This window comes from Streptomyces sp. NPDC007875, from assembly GCF_042868035.1.
Taxonomy (GTDB): domain Bacteria; phylum Actinomycetota; class Actinomycetes; order Streptomycetales; family Streptomycetaceae; genus Streptomyces; species Streptomyces antimycoticus.
Genome location: NZ_JBIADZ010000001.1, coordinates 535084 through 549495 on the forward strand (window position 1 = coordinate 535084; position 14412 = coordinate 549495).

15 protein-coding genes are annotated in these 14412 nt (G+C 72.2%); 7 read left to right on the forward strand and 8 right to left on the reverse strand.

The window, feature by feature from the left end; genetic code table 11:
* The first annotated feature begins 101 nt into the window (after nucleotides 1-101).
* On the forward strand, nucleotides 102-2546 hold the full coding sequence (locus ACFYOY_RS02230) for a SpoIIE family protein phosphatase (RefSeq protein ID WP_388584270.1): 2445 nt from the start codon (nucleotides 102-104) through the stop codon (nucleotides 2544-2546).
* Between the two features lie 51 nt (nucleotides 2547-2597).
* On the opposite strand, the gene ACFYOY_RS02235 is transcribed toward ACFYOY_RS02230, so the two are convergent.
* Both ACFYOY_RS02235 and ACFYOY_RS02240 read right to left on the reverse strand, forming a co-directional pair.
* Nucleotides 2598-3107: a pyridoxamine 5'-phosphate oxidase family protein gene (locus tag ACFYOY_RS02235; protein ID WP_351880012.1), complete on the reverse strand. Its 510-nt coding sequence runs from the start codon at nucleotides 3105-3107 to the stop codon at nucleotides 2598-2600.
* A 106-nt stretch (nucleotides 3108-3213) separates the two neighbouring features.
* Nucleotides 3214-4314: a LysR family transcriptional regulator gene (locus tag ACFYOY_RS02240; RefSeq protein ID WP_351880986.1), complete on the reverse strand. Its 1101-nt coding sequence runs from the start codon at nucleotides 4312-4314 to the stop codon at nucleotides 3214-3216.
* A gap of 304 nt (nucleotides 4315-4618) precedes the next feature.
* On the opposite strand from ACFYOY_RS02240, the gene snpA reads away from it, so the two are divergent.
* Both snpA and ACFYOY_RS02250 read left to right on the forward strand, forming a co-directional pair.
* Nucleotides 4619-5284 carry a snapalysin gene (gene snpA, locus ACFYOY_RS02245; protein ID WP_351880009.1) on the forward strand — a complete coding sequence of 222 codons (666 nt, stop codon included), beginning with the start codon at nucleotides 4619-4621 and terminating at the stop codon, nucleotides 5282-5284.
* Between the two features lie 289 nt (nucleotides 5285-5573).
* Complete coding sequence (locus ACFYOY_RS02250) at nucleotides 5574-5786, forward strand: hypothetical protein (protein WP_351880006.1); 213 nt, start codon at nucleotides 5574-5576, stop codon at nucleotides 5784-5786.
* A gap of 31 nt (nucleotides 5787-5817) precedes the next feature.
* On the opposite strand, the gene ACFYOY_RS02255 is transcribed toward ACFYOY_RS02250, so the two are convergent.
* Together ACFYOY_RS02255 and ACFYOY_RS02260 are read right to left on the reverse strand one after the other, a co-directional pair.
* Entirely contained in the window at nucleotides 5818-6411 is a 594-nt protein-coding gene (locus tag ACFYOY_RS02255; protein WP_351880003.1) for an anti-sigma factor antagonist, read from the reverse strand.
* 228 nt (nucleotides 6412-6639) lie between these two features.
* A complete protein-coding gene (locus ACFYOY_RS02260) occupies nucleotides 6640-7032 on the reverse strand; it encodes an STAS domain-containing protein (RefSeq protein ID WP_351880000.1) in 393 nt (130 codons plus the stop codon).
* 265 nt (nucleotides 7033-7297) lie between these two features.
* Between ACFYOY_RS02260 and ACFYOY_RS02265 the strand changes: the two genes are divergently transcribed.
* The 3 genes from ACFYOY_RS02265 (at nucleotide 7298) to ACFYOY_RS02275 (ending at nucleotide 9576) form a co-directional block, all read left to right on the forward strand.
* Nucleotides 7298-7957 carry an HAD family acid phosphatase gene (locus ACFYOY_RS02265; protein WP_351879997.1) on the forward strand — a complete coding sequence of 220 codons (660 nt, stop codon included), beginning with the start codon at nucleotides 7298-7300 and terminating at the stop codon, nucleotides 7955-7957.
* 208 nt (nucleotides 7958-8165) lie between these two features.
* The gene (locus ACFYOY_RS02270; RefSeq protein ID WP_351879994.1) at nucleotides 8166-9104 is read left to right on the forward strand and encodes a beta-ketoacyl-ACP synthase III; all 939 of its coding nucleotides are present in this window, start codon (nucleotides 8166-8168) and stop codon (nucleotides 9102-9104) included.
* A 76-nt stretch (nucleotides 9105-9180) separates the two neighbouring features.
* The gene (locus ACFYOY_RS02275; RefSeq protein WP_351879991.1) at nucleotides 9181-9576 is read left to right on the forward strand and encodes a VOC family protein; all 396 of its coding nucleotides are present in this window, start codon (nucleotides 9181-9183) and stop codon (nucleotides 9574-9576) included.
* Here the strand turns inward: ACFYOY_RS02275 and ACFYOY_RS02280 are convergent.
* The 3 genes from ACFYOY_RS02280 to ACFYOY_RS02290 form a co-directional block, all read right to left on the reverse strand.
* A complete protein-coding gene (locus ACFYOY_RS02280) occupies nucleotides 9565-10326 on the reverse strand; it encodes a helix-turn-helix domain-containing protein (RefSeq protein ID WP_388584581.1) in 762 nt (253 codons plus the stop codon). The two genes, ACFYOY_RS02275 and ACFYOY_RS02280, sit on opposite strands and share 12 nt — an antisense overlap.
* 83 nt (nucleotides 10327-10409) lie before the next feature.
* The gene (locus ACFYOY_RS02285; RefSeq protein WP_351879989.1) at nucleotides 10410-10634 is read right to left on the reverse strand and encodes a hypothetical protein; all 225 of its coding nucleotides are present in this window, start codon (nucleotides 10632-10634) and stop codon (nucleotides 10410-10412) included.
* A 150-nt stretch (nucleotides 10635-10784) separates the two neighbouring features.
* Nucleotides 10785-11696: a glutaminase gene (locus ACFYOY_RS02290; protein WP_351879986.1), complete on the reverse strand. Its 912-nt coding sequence runs from the start codon at nucleotides 11694-11696 to the stop codon at nucleotides 10785-10787.
* 170 nt (nucleotides 11697-11866) lie between these two features.
* Between ACFYOY_RS02290 and ACFYOY_RS02295 the strand changes: the two genes are divergently transcribed.
* Nucleotides 11867-12457, forward strand: a complete 591-nt coding sequence (locus ACFYOY_RS02295) for an N-acetylmuramoyl-L-alanine amidase (protein WP_351879984.1) — start codon at nucleotides 11867-11869, stop codon at nucleotides 12455-12457.
* Between the two features lie 273 nt (nucleotides 12458-12730).
* Here ACFYOY_RS02295 and ACFYOY_RS02300 read toward each other — a convergent pair whose 3' ends face one another.
* The gene (locus ACFYOY_RS02300; protein ID WP_351879981.1) at nucleotides 12731-14341 is read right to left on the reverse strand and encodes a Na+/H+ antiporter; all 1611 of its coding nucleotides are present in this window, start codon (nucleotides 14339-14341) and stop codon (nucleotides 12731-12733) included.
* Nucleotides 14342-14412: the final 71 nt, after the last annotated feature.

The following is a 14412-nucleotide window of genomic DNA, read 5'->3' on the forward strand; positions in this document are numbered from 1 at the left end:
GCTCCCGTCCGGCTGTGGTTGATGCCCGGACCGGAGTGGACGAGTCTGGAAGAGGACCCTGGTGGACGGACCCGGTGCCGCCCCCGGAGGGATGGGCGACCATGATGCGCCACGACAGCGGCTCCGCGCGGGAGTGGGGCGGCTTGGACGAAACGGATACGGCGAGGGCCACCGTCACCGATGACGGGACGCTGACCAGCTGGAACGACGGTGCCCGTCGGCTGCTCGGATATCCGCCCCCGCGGGTCGTGGGGCGGCCCGCCGCCGAGCTGCTGGCCGATCCGGCCCGCGCGGCGGACGCCGGGGCCCGCCGCGCCCGCAACCGGCTCACCCGGTGGCACGGGACGGTGGCGCTACGCCACCAGGACGGCCACGAGATGCCGGTGCGGCTGCTGGCACACCGCAGAGGGCCGGACGGCGACTGGCTGCTGGTGGCCGCGGCCCCCCGGGCGGAGCTGCCCCCCGAGTCCTGGAACGACGCGCTGATGCTCTGGGCCTACGCGCAGTCGCCCTGCCCGATGGCGATCTACGACGCCGATCTGCGGTTGCGCAAGGTGAACGCCGAGATGGCCCGCGTCGTCGGCCTCCCCGAAGCGGAGATCCGCGATCTGCGGCTGTCGGAGATCGGGGGCAAGCTCCAGAGCGAGCAGCTCGAAGCGGTCATGCACCATGTGCTGACCACCGGCGAGCCACGCGAGGTGGAGACCTGCCTGCGCACCGGCGGCGAGTCCAAGGAGCACGCCTGGTCGGCCGCGTTCGCCCCGCTGAAGGCGAAGGACGGCCAGGTGTACGCGGTCTGCATGGCGGCGCATGACATCACCGAGCAGTATCTGGCCCGCCAGCGGCTGCTGTTGCTGAGCGCGGCCAGTGAACGGATCGGCAGCACCCTCGACATCGACCACACCGCGCAGGAGCTGGCCGACGTCTGCGTGCCGCGGCTGGCCGACTACGCCAGCATCGACCTGCTGGACCGGCTGGCCCAGGACGAGGAGCTGCCGTCCGGGCCGCTCACCGGCCCGGTCGTGCTGCGGCGCGCCGCCCTGCAGTCCGTCTACGAGGGCTGCCCCGAGTCCGTGGTGCCGGTGGGGAAGGTGGACACCTATCCGCAGGTCTCTCCGATGGCGGAATGCCTGGTGGTGGAGCGGCCCCTCATCTACGCGACCACCGACCCCGTGATCGCCAAGTGGGGTGCGCTGAAGCCCGCCCGCGCCCGTTCCATCCGGCGGTTCGGCATCCACTCGATCATGGCGGTGCCGATCCGGGCGCGGGGGACGACGCTCGGGGTGGCCGTGTTCGTCCGCCACCACACCCCCGAGCCCTTCACCCAGGACGATGTGGTGCTGGCCGAGGAGGTCACCACCCGGGCCGCCGTCTGCGTGGACAACGCCCGCCGCTTCACCCGGGAACGCGACACCGCCCTGGCCCTGCAGCGCAGCCTGCTGCCGCGGACCCTGCCCCAGCCGCCGGCCGTCGAGGTCGCCTCCCGCTACCTGCCCGCGGGCCCGTACGCGGGAGCGGGCGGGGACTGGTTCGACGTCATCCCGCTCTCCGGGGCGCGGGTCGCGCTGGTCGTGGGCGATGTGGTCGGCCACGGCATCCAGGCGTCGGCCACCATGGGCCGCCTGCGGACGGCGGTCCGAACCCTCGCCGACGTCGATCTGCCGCCGGACGAGCTGCTCACCCACCTGGACGACCTGGTGATCCATCTGGCCGCGGAGACCGGGGCCGAGGAGGCCACCGGGGATGTGGGGGCCACCTGTCTGTACGCGGTCTACGACCCCGTCTCGCACCGCTGCTCACTGGCCGCGGCCGGGCACCCGCCCCCGGCGCTGGCCAGGCCCGACGGCACCGTGGAGTTCCTCCCGGTACCGGCCGGACCGCCGCTGGGGGTCGGCGGGCTGCCCTTCGAGTCGATGGAGACCGAGCTGCCCGAGAACGCCGTGCTCGCCCTCTACACCAACGGACTGATGGCCGTATGGAACCGCGATATCGACGAGGGCCGGCTGCTGCTGACCAGTGCGCTGGCCCACCCCAGCGGGTCCCTGGACGACACCTGCGACGCCGTTCTGCGCACGCTCCTCCCCGACGGGGGCGCGCTCGACGACGTCGCGCTGCTGCTCGCCCGCACCCGGTCCCTGGGCCAGGCGCACGTGGCCACCTGGGACGTGCCGGCCGACCCGGCGTGGGTGGCCCGGTCCCGCCGGAACGTGACGGAGCGGCTGACCGAATGGGGGCTCGACGAGGCCGTCTTCACCACCGAGCTGGTCGTCAGCGAACTGGTCACCAACGCCATCCGGCACGCCGTCCCGCCCATCCGGCTGCGGCTGATCCATGACCACTCGCTGATCTGCGAGGTCACCGACTCCTCCAGCACCGCCCCGCATATGCGCCGCGCCCGCACCTTCGACGAGGGCGGCCGCGGGCTGCTGCTGGTCGCGCGGCTCAGCCAGCGCTGGGGGAGCCGGCAGACCACCGAGGGCAAGACGATCTGGTCGGAGCAGACCCTTCCGGTCGGGCTGCCCACCGGGCTGCCGGGCCTGGACTGAGCGGCCGGGGGCGGCGCGGGACGATCTGCGGCGGTGCCGGGCCGTCCCGCGTCAGAAGCGCCAGCGCGTCTGGCCGTACGCGCCCTTGCGGAAGCCGAACGCCGTGGCCGGGGCGACCCGGAACACCAGGGCCGTACGGCCGTCGTGGTGGAAGGCGCCGTCGCGCACCTGGAAGGTCCACTCCTCACCGTACTTCGCCACGTACGCCGCGGCGATCCGCTGGAGCGTGGCGTCGTCCCGCACCGGCTCGGCCTCGCCCTCGACCACCAGGTCCAGCCCCTCGTGCAGCACGCCCGCACCCGTGGTGAGGACACAGCGCGGATTGTGCGCGAGGTTCCGGGCCTTCTGTTCCTCGGGGCCGGTGCAGAAGCAGAGCGCGCCGTCGAGCCAGACGGCGATGAGCGGGGTGACGTGGGGGCGGCCGTCCCGGCGGACGGTGGACAGCCAGTACAGCTCCGCCGCCGCCAGCCCCTCACGCCCCTCCGGCCAGCCGGCGGCGGTGGCGTCCGGGCCGCTGAAGCGGGTGTCCAGCGCGGTCTGCGGATCGTGCTCCGTGATCATCTGCTCGCTCCTCGGGTGGCCTGCGGTCCGGTGCGGTCCCGTGTGCTTGGACCGCCCGGCGGAGCGAAACTCATCGCTCGCCTCCGCCCGCCCCTCCGGAGAGGTGCTACGAGACCTCGGCGGGCCCGGCGAGCCCGAGGATGTCGATCGCGTCGCGGGCCCGGGGCTCATGGGAGCGCAGCAGCGGGCTCTCGTTGCGGACCAGCCACTGGCGGTACGCGGAGCTGGCCCAGGCGATCTCGAAGTACGCGTCCGCCAGGTCGCCGAAGAGGGCGTCGACGTCGAGCGCGGCGCCGGGCGCGGTGTCCGGGTCGTCGGGTCCGGTGGCCTCGGTGTCGGCCGGGAGCGCCGTGTCCGGGTCGGGTCCGGGGGCCCCGGGGCGGGCCGCCGGGACCGCCCGTGAGGCCAGGAACAGCCGGACCGTCAGCGGATCCCCCTGCAGCGGACGGACGGCCACGCCCTGGCGGGACCGCGCGGTGGGCTGACAGGGGGTGACCACCTCGCCCGAGGCGACCAGGTCGGCGGCGGTCAGATAGTCCCCGTACACCACCCTCGGGTTGAGCCCCGCGGCGGCCAGGACCCGGCGCAGCCCGGGCCCCTCGCCGTCCACGCTGGGGTCGACCATCCACTGGTCGGCGGCGAGGTCGGCGAGCCGCACCGCGGGCCGCGCGGCGGCCGGATGGGTTTCGGCCAGCGCCACGAACTGCGGCTCCCGCTCCACGAGCACCCGGCGCTCCACGCCCTCGGGCACCCGCAGCGGCGCGCCCTCGACCTCGTGCACGAAGGCGACGTCGAGTTGGTTGGCGGCGACCATCTGCAGCAGCGCGTTGGCGGAGACGTCGATGTGGATGGTGGTGTCCGCGTCGGGATAGCGGTCGCGGAGCCTGCGCAGCCAGCCCACCACGGCCCGGCTGCCGGTGCTGCCGATGCGCAACCGGGCGTCGGCGGTCTGTCCCGCCTCCTGCCGGACCTCGCTGACCAGAGCGTTCATCTCGGCCACGATCGGCCGGGCGCGGCACAGCACGGACCGCCCCAGCGGGGTCGGCCGACTGCCGGTGACCTCCCGCGAGAACAGCCGGCCGCCGATGGTGTTCTCGATGCGCCGGAGCTGGGTCGTCAAGGATGGCTGGGTCATGCCCAGTTGGCGCGCCGCCTTCCGTAGGCTGCCGGTGTCGGCGATGGCGCACAGTGCACGGAGGTGCCTCACCTCGAGCTCCACGGCGGGAGCATATCTGCGCCCTTGTCGGTCACACCAGACTCTGAAACCACTCCAACCCATACCGGAATCGATCAATAGGTGGTCAACCACCGGTCAACGGGACGTCAAACCGCCATCGCCGCAAAGGGCTTGAGAGCCCGGCGAGGGATATGCTCTCGTACTATCACCAGTTGATATCTCCGCGTACGGCTCGATCTCCTCAAGACTCGGCGTCAGCCAAGAGTTCATCCCACGGCCCCGGCCGCCACCCCACACGGCGACCGGGGCCCGAGGACGATGAGGAGCCCCCCACATGTCTCTCCCCAAGCTCGCGCTGTCCGCGACCCTCGGCCTCGGCCTGGCGGCCGCCCTGTCCGCCGTGCCCGCGTCCGCGGCCACGCCCGACCACTCCACGACCCAGCGCAGCGCCGCGGCCGCCGGCTACACGGCGAGCGGCGAGGAGCGCGCCGACACCGACGCCTTCATCAAGGCCGTCATGAAGTCGGCGCTGGAAAAGCGGGCCAAGGCGCCCAGCGCGGCGGCGGCCGTCACCGTCACCTACGACGCGAGCCAGGCCCCGACCTTCCAGTCGCAGATCTCCCGCTCCGCCCAGATCTGGAACTCCTCGGTGAGCAACGTGAAGCTGCAGGCGGGCAGCAACGCGGACTTCACCTACCGCGAGGGCAACGACCCCCGTGGCTCGTACGCGAGCACCGACGGCCACGGCAGCGGCTATGTCTTCCTGGACTACGCCCAGAACGAGGAGTACGACTCGACCCGGGTCACCGCCCACGAGACCGGCCACGTGCTGGGTCTGCCGGACCACTACGAGGGTCCGTGCAGCGAGCTGATGTCCGGTGGCGGCCCCGGCCCGTCCTGCACCAACTCGCAGCCCGACCAGGCCGAGATCAGCCGCGTGAACCAGCTCTGGGCCAATGGCCTGGCCAAGCTCGAGAAGCAGCTGGCCAAGACCCACTGAGCCCGTTGAAACCGCCAAGCCACTGATCCCCTGGATCAGGGCCTGACTGCCCGCACCCGGTTCCCGACGCCGGGTGCGGGCGGTCGGCGTGTGCGGGGGCCGCCGTCAGCGTGTGCGGGCGGTCGGCGTAGACGGGTTATCCCACCGCGTGCGCCGGGCCCTGGCGCACGGGAAGCACACGGGAAGCGACGCCGCCTCCGGCCGGAGGTACCGTATAGACACCAGGAGCATTTCGCACAAACCGGCCGGATTCCCTCCAGCTGGGGCCCGGCCCCAGGGAGTGAGCACCATGGAGACCCTGATCACCGTGGTCGTCATCCTCGCGCTGATCGGGGTGGGCGCGCTGCTGATCCACCGGACCAATGTCCAGAACGGCAACCGCATGTCCGCCGAGAGCCACGACGATTCCCCGGCCGGCGGGCGGCCGCGCCATCGCGCCGGGGGCCGCCGTCGGCAGTCCCGGGGCCAGGGGGTCACGCCTCCCCAGGACCGCCGGACCTGAGCCCGGCCGCATCCCGGCCTTGCGGGGTGCCCTACTCCTCCGCGCGCAGCGCCTCGTCCAGCGTGGCGACCGGGCGGAGCACATCCAGCATCCGCCCCGCCCGCAGGGTGCGGAGGATCAAGGCGTTGTCGCAGACCAGCCGCATCCGCCCGGCCCGCTCCACTACACGCCGATGGGCCCGGCACAGCAGGCCCAGGCCCGAGCAGTCGAAGAAGGCGGCCGTACGTAAGTCCACGATCACCGCGGGCTTGTCCCCGGCCGTGGCCGCGTCCAGCGCCGGTCCGACACTTCCCACGCCGGCGATGTCGATCTCACCGTGGAGCTCCACGACGGTGTACCCGCCCACCCGGTGCGTACGGGCACGAGGAGCGGTGACGTCGGCGGCGGCGCCGTCCTGAGCAACGGGATCCCCCCAAGCGACCGGATCACGCTGAGCGGCCGCATCGCCCTGAGCGACCGGATCACCCTGAGCGGCAGAATCCCCGCCCGAGGGCCCCCGTGTGGCCGAATCCCGGCCGGAGGACGCCCACGCGGCCGGATCTCCGCTCGCGGACCCCTGCGCGGCGTTCTGGGCACCGCGCTCCAGCGGCACCGGCGCATCACGGGGAGCGCCTTGCTGCGTCATCGCGATATCCCCTCGGAACGGCACACTGCCCCCTCTCACCTTCGCCAGGGTCCCGGAAGCGGGCAGGGTCGGGCATCGGGTGTGAATCCGCCGGGTCCTTGGGCGACGTCTCGCGAGCGTAAAGGGGTGACCGCCGGTTACAGAGGTAGGGACGCAGCATTCCGCCGGTGAATACCGCTCGTTCGAGTGAATTTCGGTTCTTACTATTGACGCTTGGTCAGATGCGACCTAAGCGAAGGCATCACCACCCCCTCCGGCCACCGGACCCGCCACCCCCACGATCGCCGGAGTCAGATCCTCCAGTACCTCGAACGCGTCGTCCAGCCGGACCATGCGCAGCAGCCGCACAAACCGCGGTTCGTCGATGACGAGCCGCAGCCGCCCGTCCCGCTCCAGCACGCGATTGCGCAATCGGCACAGTAACGACAATCCGGCACAGTCCAGGAAGGTGACCGGTCGTAGGTCCAGGACCAGATCCGGACACCGTGCCTGAATGAGGGAATCGAGCCGAGCCACGATCCGCCCCGCGGCGAAGATGTCCAACTCGCCCGCGATCTCGGCGACGGTGACACCGCCGAGCGCATGGACTCGGACGCCGAAGGCGGGCCGATCATCGAACATGCAAGCCTCCTTGACCTGGTGGAGGCGCGCGACACCGGAGCCCGCGGCCACGCCGGTCATCGCCGGGGTCCAGGCCGGCCCTTCAGTAGATGACATACCCATCTACCGGCTGACCAGTCAACGAACGGCGCGGCACGTGTCGTTGGCCCCATCAGGCCCCTCGGGCGCGAACTGTTACTCACCGGTAAAGCAGAGGTCTTCTCAAGTCCACCGGGAGCCGTGAGCATGCCATCCGGCAATCGCCTCGAAGCGAAGGATGTGACCGATGACAGCAGGACGCATGCGATCACGGCGGCTCGGCATGACGACGGTGGTCGTCGCCCTCGCCCTCGGCGTCGGCGGAACGGCCACCACGGCGACCGCCGCCACGCCCGGCACCACCGCCACCACGGCGGCCACGGCGACGCCGTCGAGCGCCACCGCCGCCGAGGACGTCGACTACGAGACCTGGCAGCGCGATGTTCGCGCCATCATCGACGAGCAGGCCCGCCCCTACGTCGAGGAGCGCACCGCCAACCCCTCGGGCGAGAAGCAGGCCATCGTCCTGGACATCGACAACACCTCGCTGGAGACGGACTTCGGCTTCACCTTCCCCCAGCCCCCCGTCGAGCCGGTCCTGAAGCTCTCGCAGTACGCGCACGACCGCGGCGTGGCCATCTTCTTCGTCACCGCGCGGCCCGGCATCATCTCCCTGCCGACCGAGTACAACCTGGCGAAGGTCGGCTACCCGGTCGCCGGTCTGTACGTCCGCCACCTGCCGGACCTCTTCCAGAACGTGGCCGACTACAAGAGCGCCAAGCGGGCGGAGATCGAGAAGAACGGCTACACGATCATCGCCGACATCGGCAACAGCCCCACCGACATCAGCGGCGGCCACGCCGAGAAGTCCTTCAAGCTCCCGGACTACGACGGCCGGCTCTCCTGAGCCGCGGTCAGGTCATCCCCTTCCGCCACCGCCCATCGACCCCCGTCGGGGAAAGGTCGAAAACTCCAGATCTTGGCGCCCAAGATTGGTGAGTAGGCCGAGCGCACGGCACGTCTGCTCCGCTCAAGACTGGACACACCGCAGACTGTGCGTCGAGATCTCCGCAAACGGCGCGGATACGTCGGCACTGGCGCGAAGGGGATGACCGATGACCGGCTCACACGTACTGGCCCTCGGCCACTACCAGCCCGCGAAGGTGCTCGGCAACGACGCCCTCGCGGCCATGGTCGACACCAGCGACGAGTGGATCCGCAGCCGGGTCGGCATCCGCACCCGGCATCTCGCCCGCCCCGACGAAACGGTCGACGAGATGGCCGCGGCGGCCGCCGCCAAGGCGCTGGCCCACAGCGGGCTGGCCTCCTCCGACATCGATCTCGTGCTCGTCGCCACCTGCACGGCGATCGACCGCAGCCCCAACATGGCGGCCCGGGTCGCCGCCCGGCTGGGGCTCGCCCGCCCCGCCACCATGGACCTCAACGTGGTGTGCGCCGGTTTCACCCACGCCCTCGCCACCGCGGACCACACCATCCGGGCCGGGGCGGCCACCGCGGCCCTGGTGATCGGCGCGGACAAGTTCAGCGCGGCCACCGACTGGACCGACCGCTCCACCTGCGTCCTGACCGGCGACGGCGCGGGCGCGGCCGTGGTGGTGGCCGCCGAGCGGCCGGCCGTCGGCCCGGTGGTGTGGGGCTCGGTCCCGGAGATGGGCGGCGCGGTCCGTATCGAGGGCACACCGCCCCGCTTCGCGCAGGAGGGCCAGACCGTCTACCGCTGGGCCACCACTCATCTGCCGCCGATCGCGCGGGAGGTGTGCGAACGGGCCGGGACCTCTCCGGAGGAGCTGGCCGGGGTCGTGCTGCACCAGGCCAATCTGCGGATCATCGAGCCGGTCGCCCAGAAGCTGGGCGCGGTCAACGCGGTGATCGCCCGCGATGTGGTGGAGTCCGGCAACACCTCGGCGGCCAGCATTCCGCTCGCCCTCTCCAAGCTGGTCGAGCGCGGGGAGGTGGCCTCCGGCGCCCCGGTGCTGCTCTTCGGCTTCGGCGGCAATCTCTCTTACGCCGGCCAGGTCATCCGCTGCCCCTGACGGCGCCCTGGCCGCTTCCACCAGGACGTCCGATTCGTTCAAGACCGGCCGTCGGCCCGCTGCCTACGCTGCCCGTATGACAGCACGATTCGACGCCATCGGCCTGGTCGTCGCCGACCTGGCCACCTCCCTCGCCTTCTACCGCCGCCTCGGCCTCGACATCCCCGCCGAGGCCGACGCCCAGCCGCACGCCGAGGCCGCCCTGCCCGGCGGGGCGCGGCTGATGTGGGACACCGTCGAGACGGTGCGCTCCTTCGACCCGGAGTGGACGCCGCCGAGCGGTTCCCACCAGGTGGCGCTGGCCTTCGCCTGCGACAGCCCGGCCGATGTGGACAAGACCTACCAGGACCTCGTGGGGGCGGGCGTACGCGGCAAGAAGGAGCCGTGGGACGCGCCGTGGGGCCAGCGCTACGCGACGGTCCTCGACCCCGACGGCAACAGCCTGGACCTCTTCGCCCCGCTACCCTCCTGACCCCTGGAGCAGACGGCCCAGCGGGACCCCGGTCAGGGTCCTGACCTCGCGGGCGAGATGTGCCTGGTCGGCGTAGCCCGCCGTGACCGCGACCTCCGCGAAGGGGACGCCGGTGCGCGCCAGGTCCAGGGCCCGGTTCAGCCGCAGCACCCGGCCCAGCGTCTTGGCGCCGTAGCCGAACGCGGCGAGGGAGCGGCGGTGCAGTTGCCGCTCCCCCAGTCCCACGGCGGCGGCGACCCCCGCCACGCCCGTCCCGCGCGAGACTCCGGCCACGATCGCGGCGAGCACCGGATCGGGCGGTTCCGCCGTCCGCAGGCGGCCCACCGCGGCGTCCTCCAGCAGGCGGCCCTGAGCCGCCTGCCGCGCGGCTGTCCGCTCAGCTTCGGCCGTCCGCTCAGCTTCGGCCGTCCGCTCAGCTTCGGCCGTCCGCTCGGCGTCGGCGATCCGCTCGGCCAGCCGCCGGACCTCCGCACCCGGCCAGAGCGCGGCCAACGGCACGAGCTGATCGCGGAGTTCATGCGCCGGCACGCCGAGCACGGCGGGGCCCTGACCCGGGGCGAAACGCAGTCCCACGGCGCGGGTGCCGGGCGGGCCGGGGGCGAGACGGGCGCGCGTGTCCGGCCCGGCGACCAGCAGCTCGCCGCCGGGTCCCGCCTCGGTCCAGATCAGATCCGTGCAGCCGTCAGGGAGCACCCGCTGCGGCCCGGTGCCGGCCGTACGGGTCCACACCGCGGCGCCGCGGCCGATCAGCGCCCTTCGCTCGCGGTACTCGCCCTCCCGGTACTCGCACTCCCGGTCTTCACGCTCCCGGTCTTCACGCTCCCGGTGCTCGCTCAAGGGACCTCGCGCAGATACATCGCACCGCACGAATGACAGAAGGGCCCCGAGTCACCCGTGGCCCACAGATCGGCGGCCTGGGTCTCGGCGTCCGGGTCCAGGTCCCGCCCGCACATCGCGGTCGTTCCGCTGCCGCGGACCATGTGCCAGATCTTGACGGGCGCGCCCGCGACCCGACCGGAGCTGCCCTCCTCGTATTCGGCGCGCATCTCATGCTGCATGGCGGTACACCTCCTGCTCACCACCAGTACTCTCCATGCTCCCGCCACACCAGGCCGGACGCCACCTCCGCCGCCGCGCCCGCCGCAATCCCGTGCGCCCCTCCGGGCTCCCATGCACCAGCCGGGCCCCGGGGCGCGGGCGGCCGGGCGCTAGAAGACGGACCAGCCGGTCAGCGTGGTGAAGTGGTCCAGGGCCGCCATTCCGGCCACCGAGTTGCCGCGGGCGTCCAGGCCAGGGCTCCAGACGCACAGCGTGCAGCGGCCGGGGACCACCGCGACGATGCCGCCGCCGACGCCGCTCTTGCCGGGCAGCCCGACGCGGTAGGCGAAGTCGCCCGCCGCGTCGTACGCACCGCAGGTGAGCATGACCGCGTTGACCCGCTTCGCCTCGCTCTGCGACAGCAGCCGGGAGCCGTCCGCGCGCAGCCCGTGGCGGGCCAGGAAACCACCGGCCAGGGCCAGGTCGCGGCAGCTCATCTCGATCGAGCACTGCCAGAAGTAGTGCTCCAGGACGGTCGGCACGGGGTTGTCGAGGTTGCCGTAGCTCGCCATGAAGTGGGCGAGGGCGGCATTACGGTCGCCATGGGCGGACTCGGAGGCGGCGACCTCCTGGTCGAAGGCGAGGTCCGGATTGCCGCTCTCGGCGCGCAGGAAATCCAGCATGGTGGTGCTGGCGTCGCCGGTGAGGGTGTGCAGCCGGTCGGTGACCACGAGCGCCCCGGCGTTGATGAACGGATTGCGCGGGATGCCGTTCTCGTACTCCAGCTGCACCAGGGAGTTGAAGGGGTTGCCCGAGGGCTCCCGGCCGACCCGCCGCCACAGCTTCTCGCCGTCGTCGGCGAGGACGAGCGCGAGGCTGAACGCCTTGGAGATGGACTGCACCGAGAAGGGCCGCTCCCAGTCGCCGACCCCGGTGACATGGCCGTCGACGTCGGCGAGGGCGATCCCGAAGCGGTCCGCGTCCACCGAGGCCAGCGCCGGGATGTACTGCGCCACCCGGCCCCGGCCGATCTGCGGTTTCACAAGGGCCGCGACCTCGTCCAGCACTGCCTGGTAGTCCATGGTGCGGTGCGTCTCCCGGTGCGATGTGGAACGGATGGATCGGCTCGCACGATAACGCGCCCCCCACCACTCATCACCCCATGTGTTTATGTGCGTGCGATGGGTAAGCAACCGGGTGAACGAGGCGGGCCGCGACCGGGGCCCGCCGTACGACCGGAACGGAGGCGGTCATGGCCTCACCCATGTCCGCGGGGGACTTCCTGGCGGCGCTGACGAACGAGGGCGTGCGGGTGACGCAGGTCGGCGACTGGCGGGACCACAACAGAAACCACAAGGGCCCGTGGGGCCCGGTGCACGGGGTGATGATCCACCACACCGTCACCTCCGGCACCGAGCAGACGGTGGAGATCTGCCGGGACGGCTTCGAGGGGCTGCCCGGCCCGCTGTGCCACGGTGTGATCGCCAAGGACGGCGGGGTCCATCTGGTCGGCTACGGCCGCGCCAACCACGCCGGTCTTGGCGACGACGACGTCCTGCGGGCGGTGATCGCCGAGAAGGCCCTGCCGCCCGACAACGAGGCGAACACCGACGGCAACCGCGCCTTCTACGGCTTCGAATGCGAGAACCTGGGCGACGGCGAGGACCCGTGGCCCGAGGCCCAGCTCGACGCGATCGCGCGGGCCGCGGCGGCCGTGTGCCGCCAGCACGGCTGGACCGAGCGCTCGGTGATCGGCCACCTCGAATGGCAGCCGGGCAAGGTGGATCCGCGCGGCTTCACCATGGCCGCGATGCGCGACCGGATCCACGAGCGGCTCAAGTAGGACGCTCGCCTAAGGGGTGTCCGGTGGCTCTTTCCCCTCCCCGCCACCAGGGGCTTCGCCCCTGGTGGCGGGGTCTGCGGCGAAGCCCCGCCTTCCAGCCCCTCCGGCGTTCGAGGAGCGGGGTCTGGGGTGGAGCCCCAGTTGTGAGAAGGGGCGAGAGGGGAGCAGCCCGCCGCGGGCGCCACAATCCGCCGGACGCCCCGTGGCGCCGAGTCCGGGTACAGGTACGAGTCCGGGCCCGGGTCCGGGTACAGCGGCGGCCGCGGACGGGCCTCAGGCCCCCTCCTCCGCGGCCCCCTCCCGGTAGAGCGCCGCCTCCTCCAGGTCCAGCCGCCGCAGCAGCGACCGCAGCATCTCCTCGTCGATCCGCCGGGCGTCCCGCAGGTCCACGAACACCTTCCGCTCGGCCTCGATCATCTCCCTGGACAGCCTTCGATAGGTGTCGTCCGCCGATTCGCCGGTCACCTCGTTGACCGCCCCGAGCCGCTCCCATACGGCGTTGCGGCGCTGTTCCAGCACCGTGCGCAGCCGGTCGGCGAGCGGCGGCGGCAGAGCGTTGCGCTCATCGTCGAGCAGCTCCCCCAGACGGCTCTCGGCCGCCAGCGACGCCTGGTTCTGCGCCTGCGCCTCGGCGAGCGTCTCGGCCCGTGGATCGCGGCCCGGCAGCCCGAGCAGCCGGATCAGGGACGGCAGGGTGAGTCCATGGACGACCAGGGTGCCGATGACGGTCGTGAAGGTCAGGAAGAGGATCAGATTGCGGGCCGGGAAGGGCTCCCCGCCGTGAATGGTCTGCGGGATCGAGAAGGCGATGGCCAGCGAGACCACCCCGCGCATCCCGGCCCAGCCGATGACGACCGGCGCGGTCCAGTTGGTGCCGGGCTCGCGCTCGCGGATCCCGGGGAAGAGCATGCGCGGCACGAACGTCGAGGGGAAGACCCAGACGTAGCGGGCGGCCACCACGGCCAGGAAGACGAGGGCCGCGTACCAGGCGGCCTCGCCCGCGCTGTACTCCCCCAGACCACCCACCACGAGGCGCAGTTGCAGCCCGATCAGCGCGAACACCGCCGACTCCAGCACGAAGTCGATCATGCGCCAGACCGCGGCCTCCTGGAGCCGGGTCGCGAAGTCGACCTGCCAGGAGTGGTGTCCGAGGTAGAGCCCGACCACCACGACGGCCAGCACACCCGACGCCTCGAACTGCTCGGCGGTGGCATAGGCGACGAAGGGGATGAGCAGCGAGAGCGTGTTCTGCAGCAGCGGATCCCGCAGCCGGATGCGCAGCCAGTGCAGCGGCACCATCAGGATCAGACCGACCACGACGCCGCCCACGGCCGCGAAGGCGAACTCCCGCACGCCCTCGGCCCAGCTGACGCCCTCCCCCACCGCCGCGGCCAGCGCCACCCGGTAGGCGGTGATCGCGGTCGCGTCATTGAACAGCGACTCGCCCTGCAGAAGCGTGGTGAGCCGGGAGGGCAGCCCGATCCGGCGGGCGATGGCCGTGGCGGCCACGGCGTCCGGCGGCGCGACCACCGCGCCCAGCACCAGCGCGGCGGCCAGCGGCAGCCCCGGGATCAGCAGATGGGCGACCACGCCGACCGCGACCGTGGCGAAGAGCACATACCCGACCGAGAGCAGCGCGATCGGCCGCAGATTGGCGCGCAGATCCAGATACGAACTGTCCAGCGCGGCGCTGTGCAGCAGCGGCGGCAGCACCAGGGGCAGCACGATATGCGGGTCCAGGGTGTAATCGGGCACCCCCGGGACGTACGAGCCGATGAGCCCGACCACGACCAGCAACAGCGGCGCGGGCACCGGGGTCCTGCGGGCCGCTCCGGCGACCACCGCGCTGCCCGCGACCAGCATCAACAACGGCAATACGTCCATCGACCGACCCGTCCCCGCCGGTCGTGCCGACGGTCATCCATGTGATCCGCCCACGCGGCGCTTTAGTCTGG

Coding starts and splice junctions, on each gene's coding strand:
- ACFYOY_RS02230 (WP_388584270.1), top strand. CDS start 102: ATGATGCGCCACGACAGCGGCTCCGCGCGGGAGTGGGGCGGCTTGGAC.
- ACFYOY_RS02235 (WP_351880012.1), bottom strand. CDS start 3,107: ATGATCACGGAGCACGATCCGCAGACCGCGCTGGACACCCGCTTCAGC.
- snpA (WP_351880009.1), top strand. CDS start 4,619: ATGTCTCTCCCCAAGCTCGCGCTGTCCGCGACCCTCGGCCTCGGCCTG.
- ACFYOY_RS02250 (WP_351880006.1), top strand. CDS start 5,574: ATGGAGACCCTGATCACCGTGGTCGTCATCCTCGCGCTGATCGGGGTG.
- ACFYOY_RS02255 (WP_351880003.1), bottom strand. CDS start 6,411: ATGACGCAGCAAGGCGCTCCCCGTGATGCGCCGGTGCCGCTGGAGCGC.
- ACFYOY_RS02260 (WP_351880000.1), bottom strand. CDS start 7,032: ATGTTCGATGATCGGCCCGCCTTCGGCGTCCGAGTCCATGCGCTCGGC.
- ACFYOY_RS02265 (WP_351879997.1), top strand. CDS start 7,298: ATGACAGCAGGACGCATGCGATCACGGCGGCTCGGCATGACGACGGTG.
- ACFYOY_RS02270 (WP_351879994.1), top strand. CDS start 8,166: ATGACCGGCTCACACGTACTGGCCCTCGGCCACTACCAGCCCGCGAAG.
- ACFYOY_RS02275 (WP_351879991.1), top strand. CDS start 9,181: ATGACAGCACGATTCGACGCCATCGGCCTGGTCGTCGCCGACCTGGCC.
- ACFYOY_RS02285 (WP_351879989.1), bottom strand. CDS start 10,634: ATGCAGCATGAGATGCGCGCCGAATACGAGGAGGGCAGCTCCGGTCGG.
- ACFYOY_RS02290 (WP_351879986.1), bottom strand. CDS start 11,696: ATGGACTACCAGGCAGTGCTGGACGAGGTCGCGGCCCTTGTGAAACCG.
- ACFYOY_RS02295 (WP_351879984.1), top strand. CDS start 11,867: ATGGCCTCACCCATGTCCGCGGGGGACTTCCTGGCGGCGCTGACGAAC.
- ACFYOY_RS02300 (WP_351879981.1), bottom strand. CDS start 14,341: ATGGACGTATTGCCGTTGTTGATGCTGGTCGCGGGCAGCGCGGTGGTC.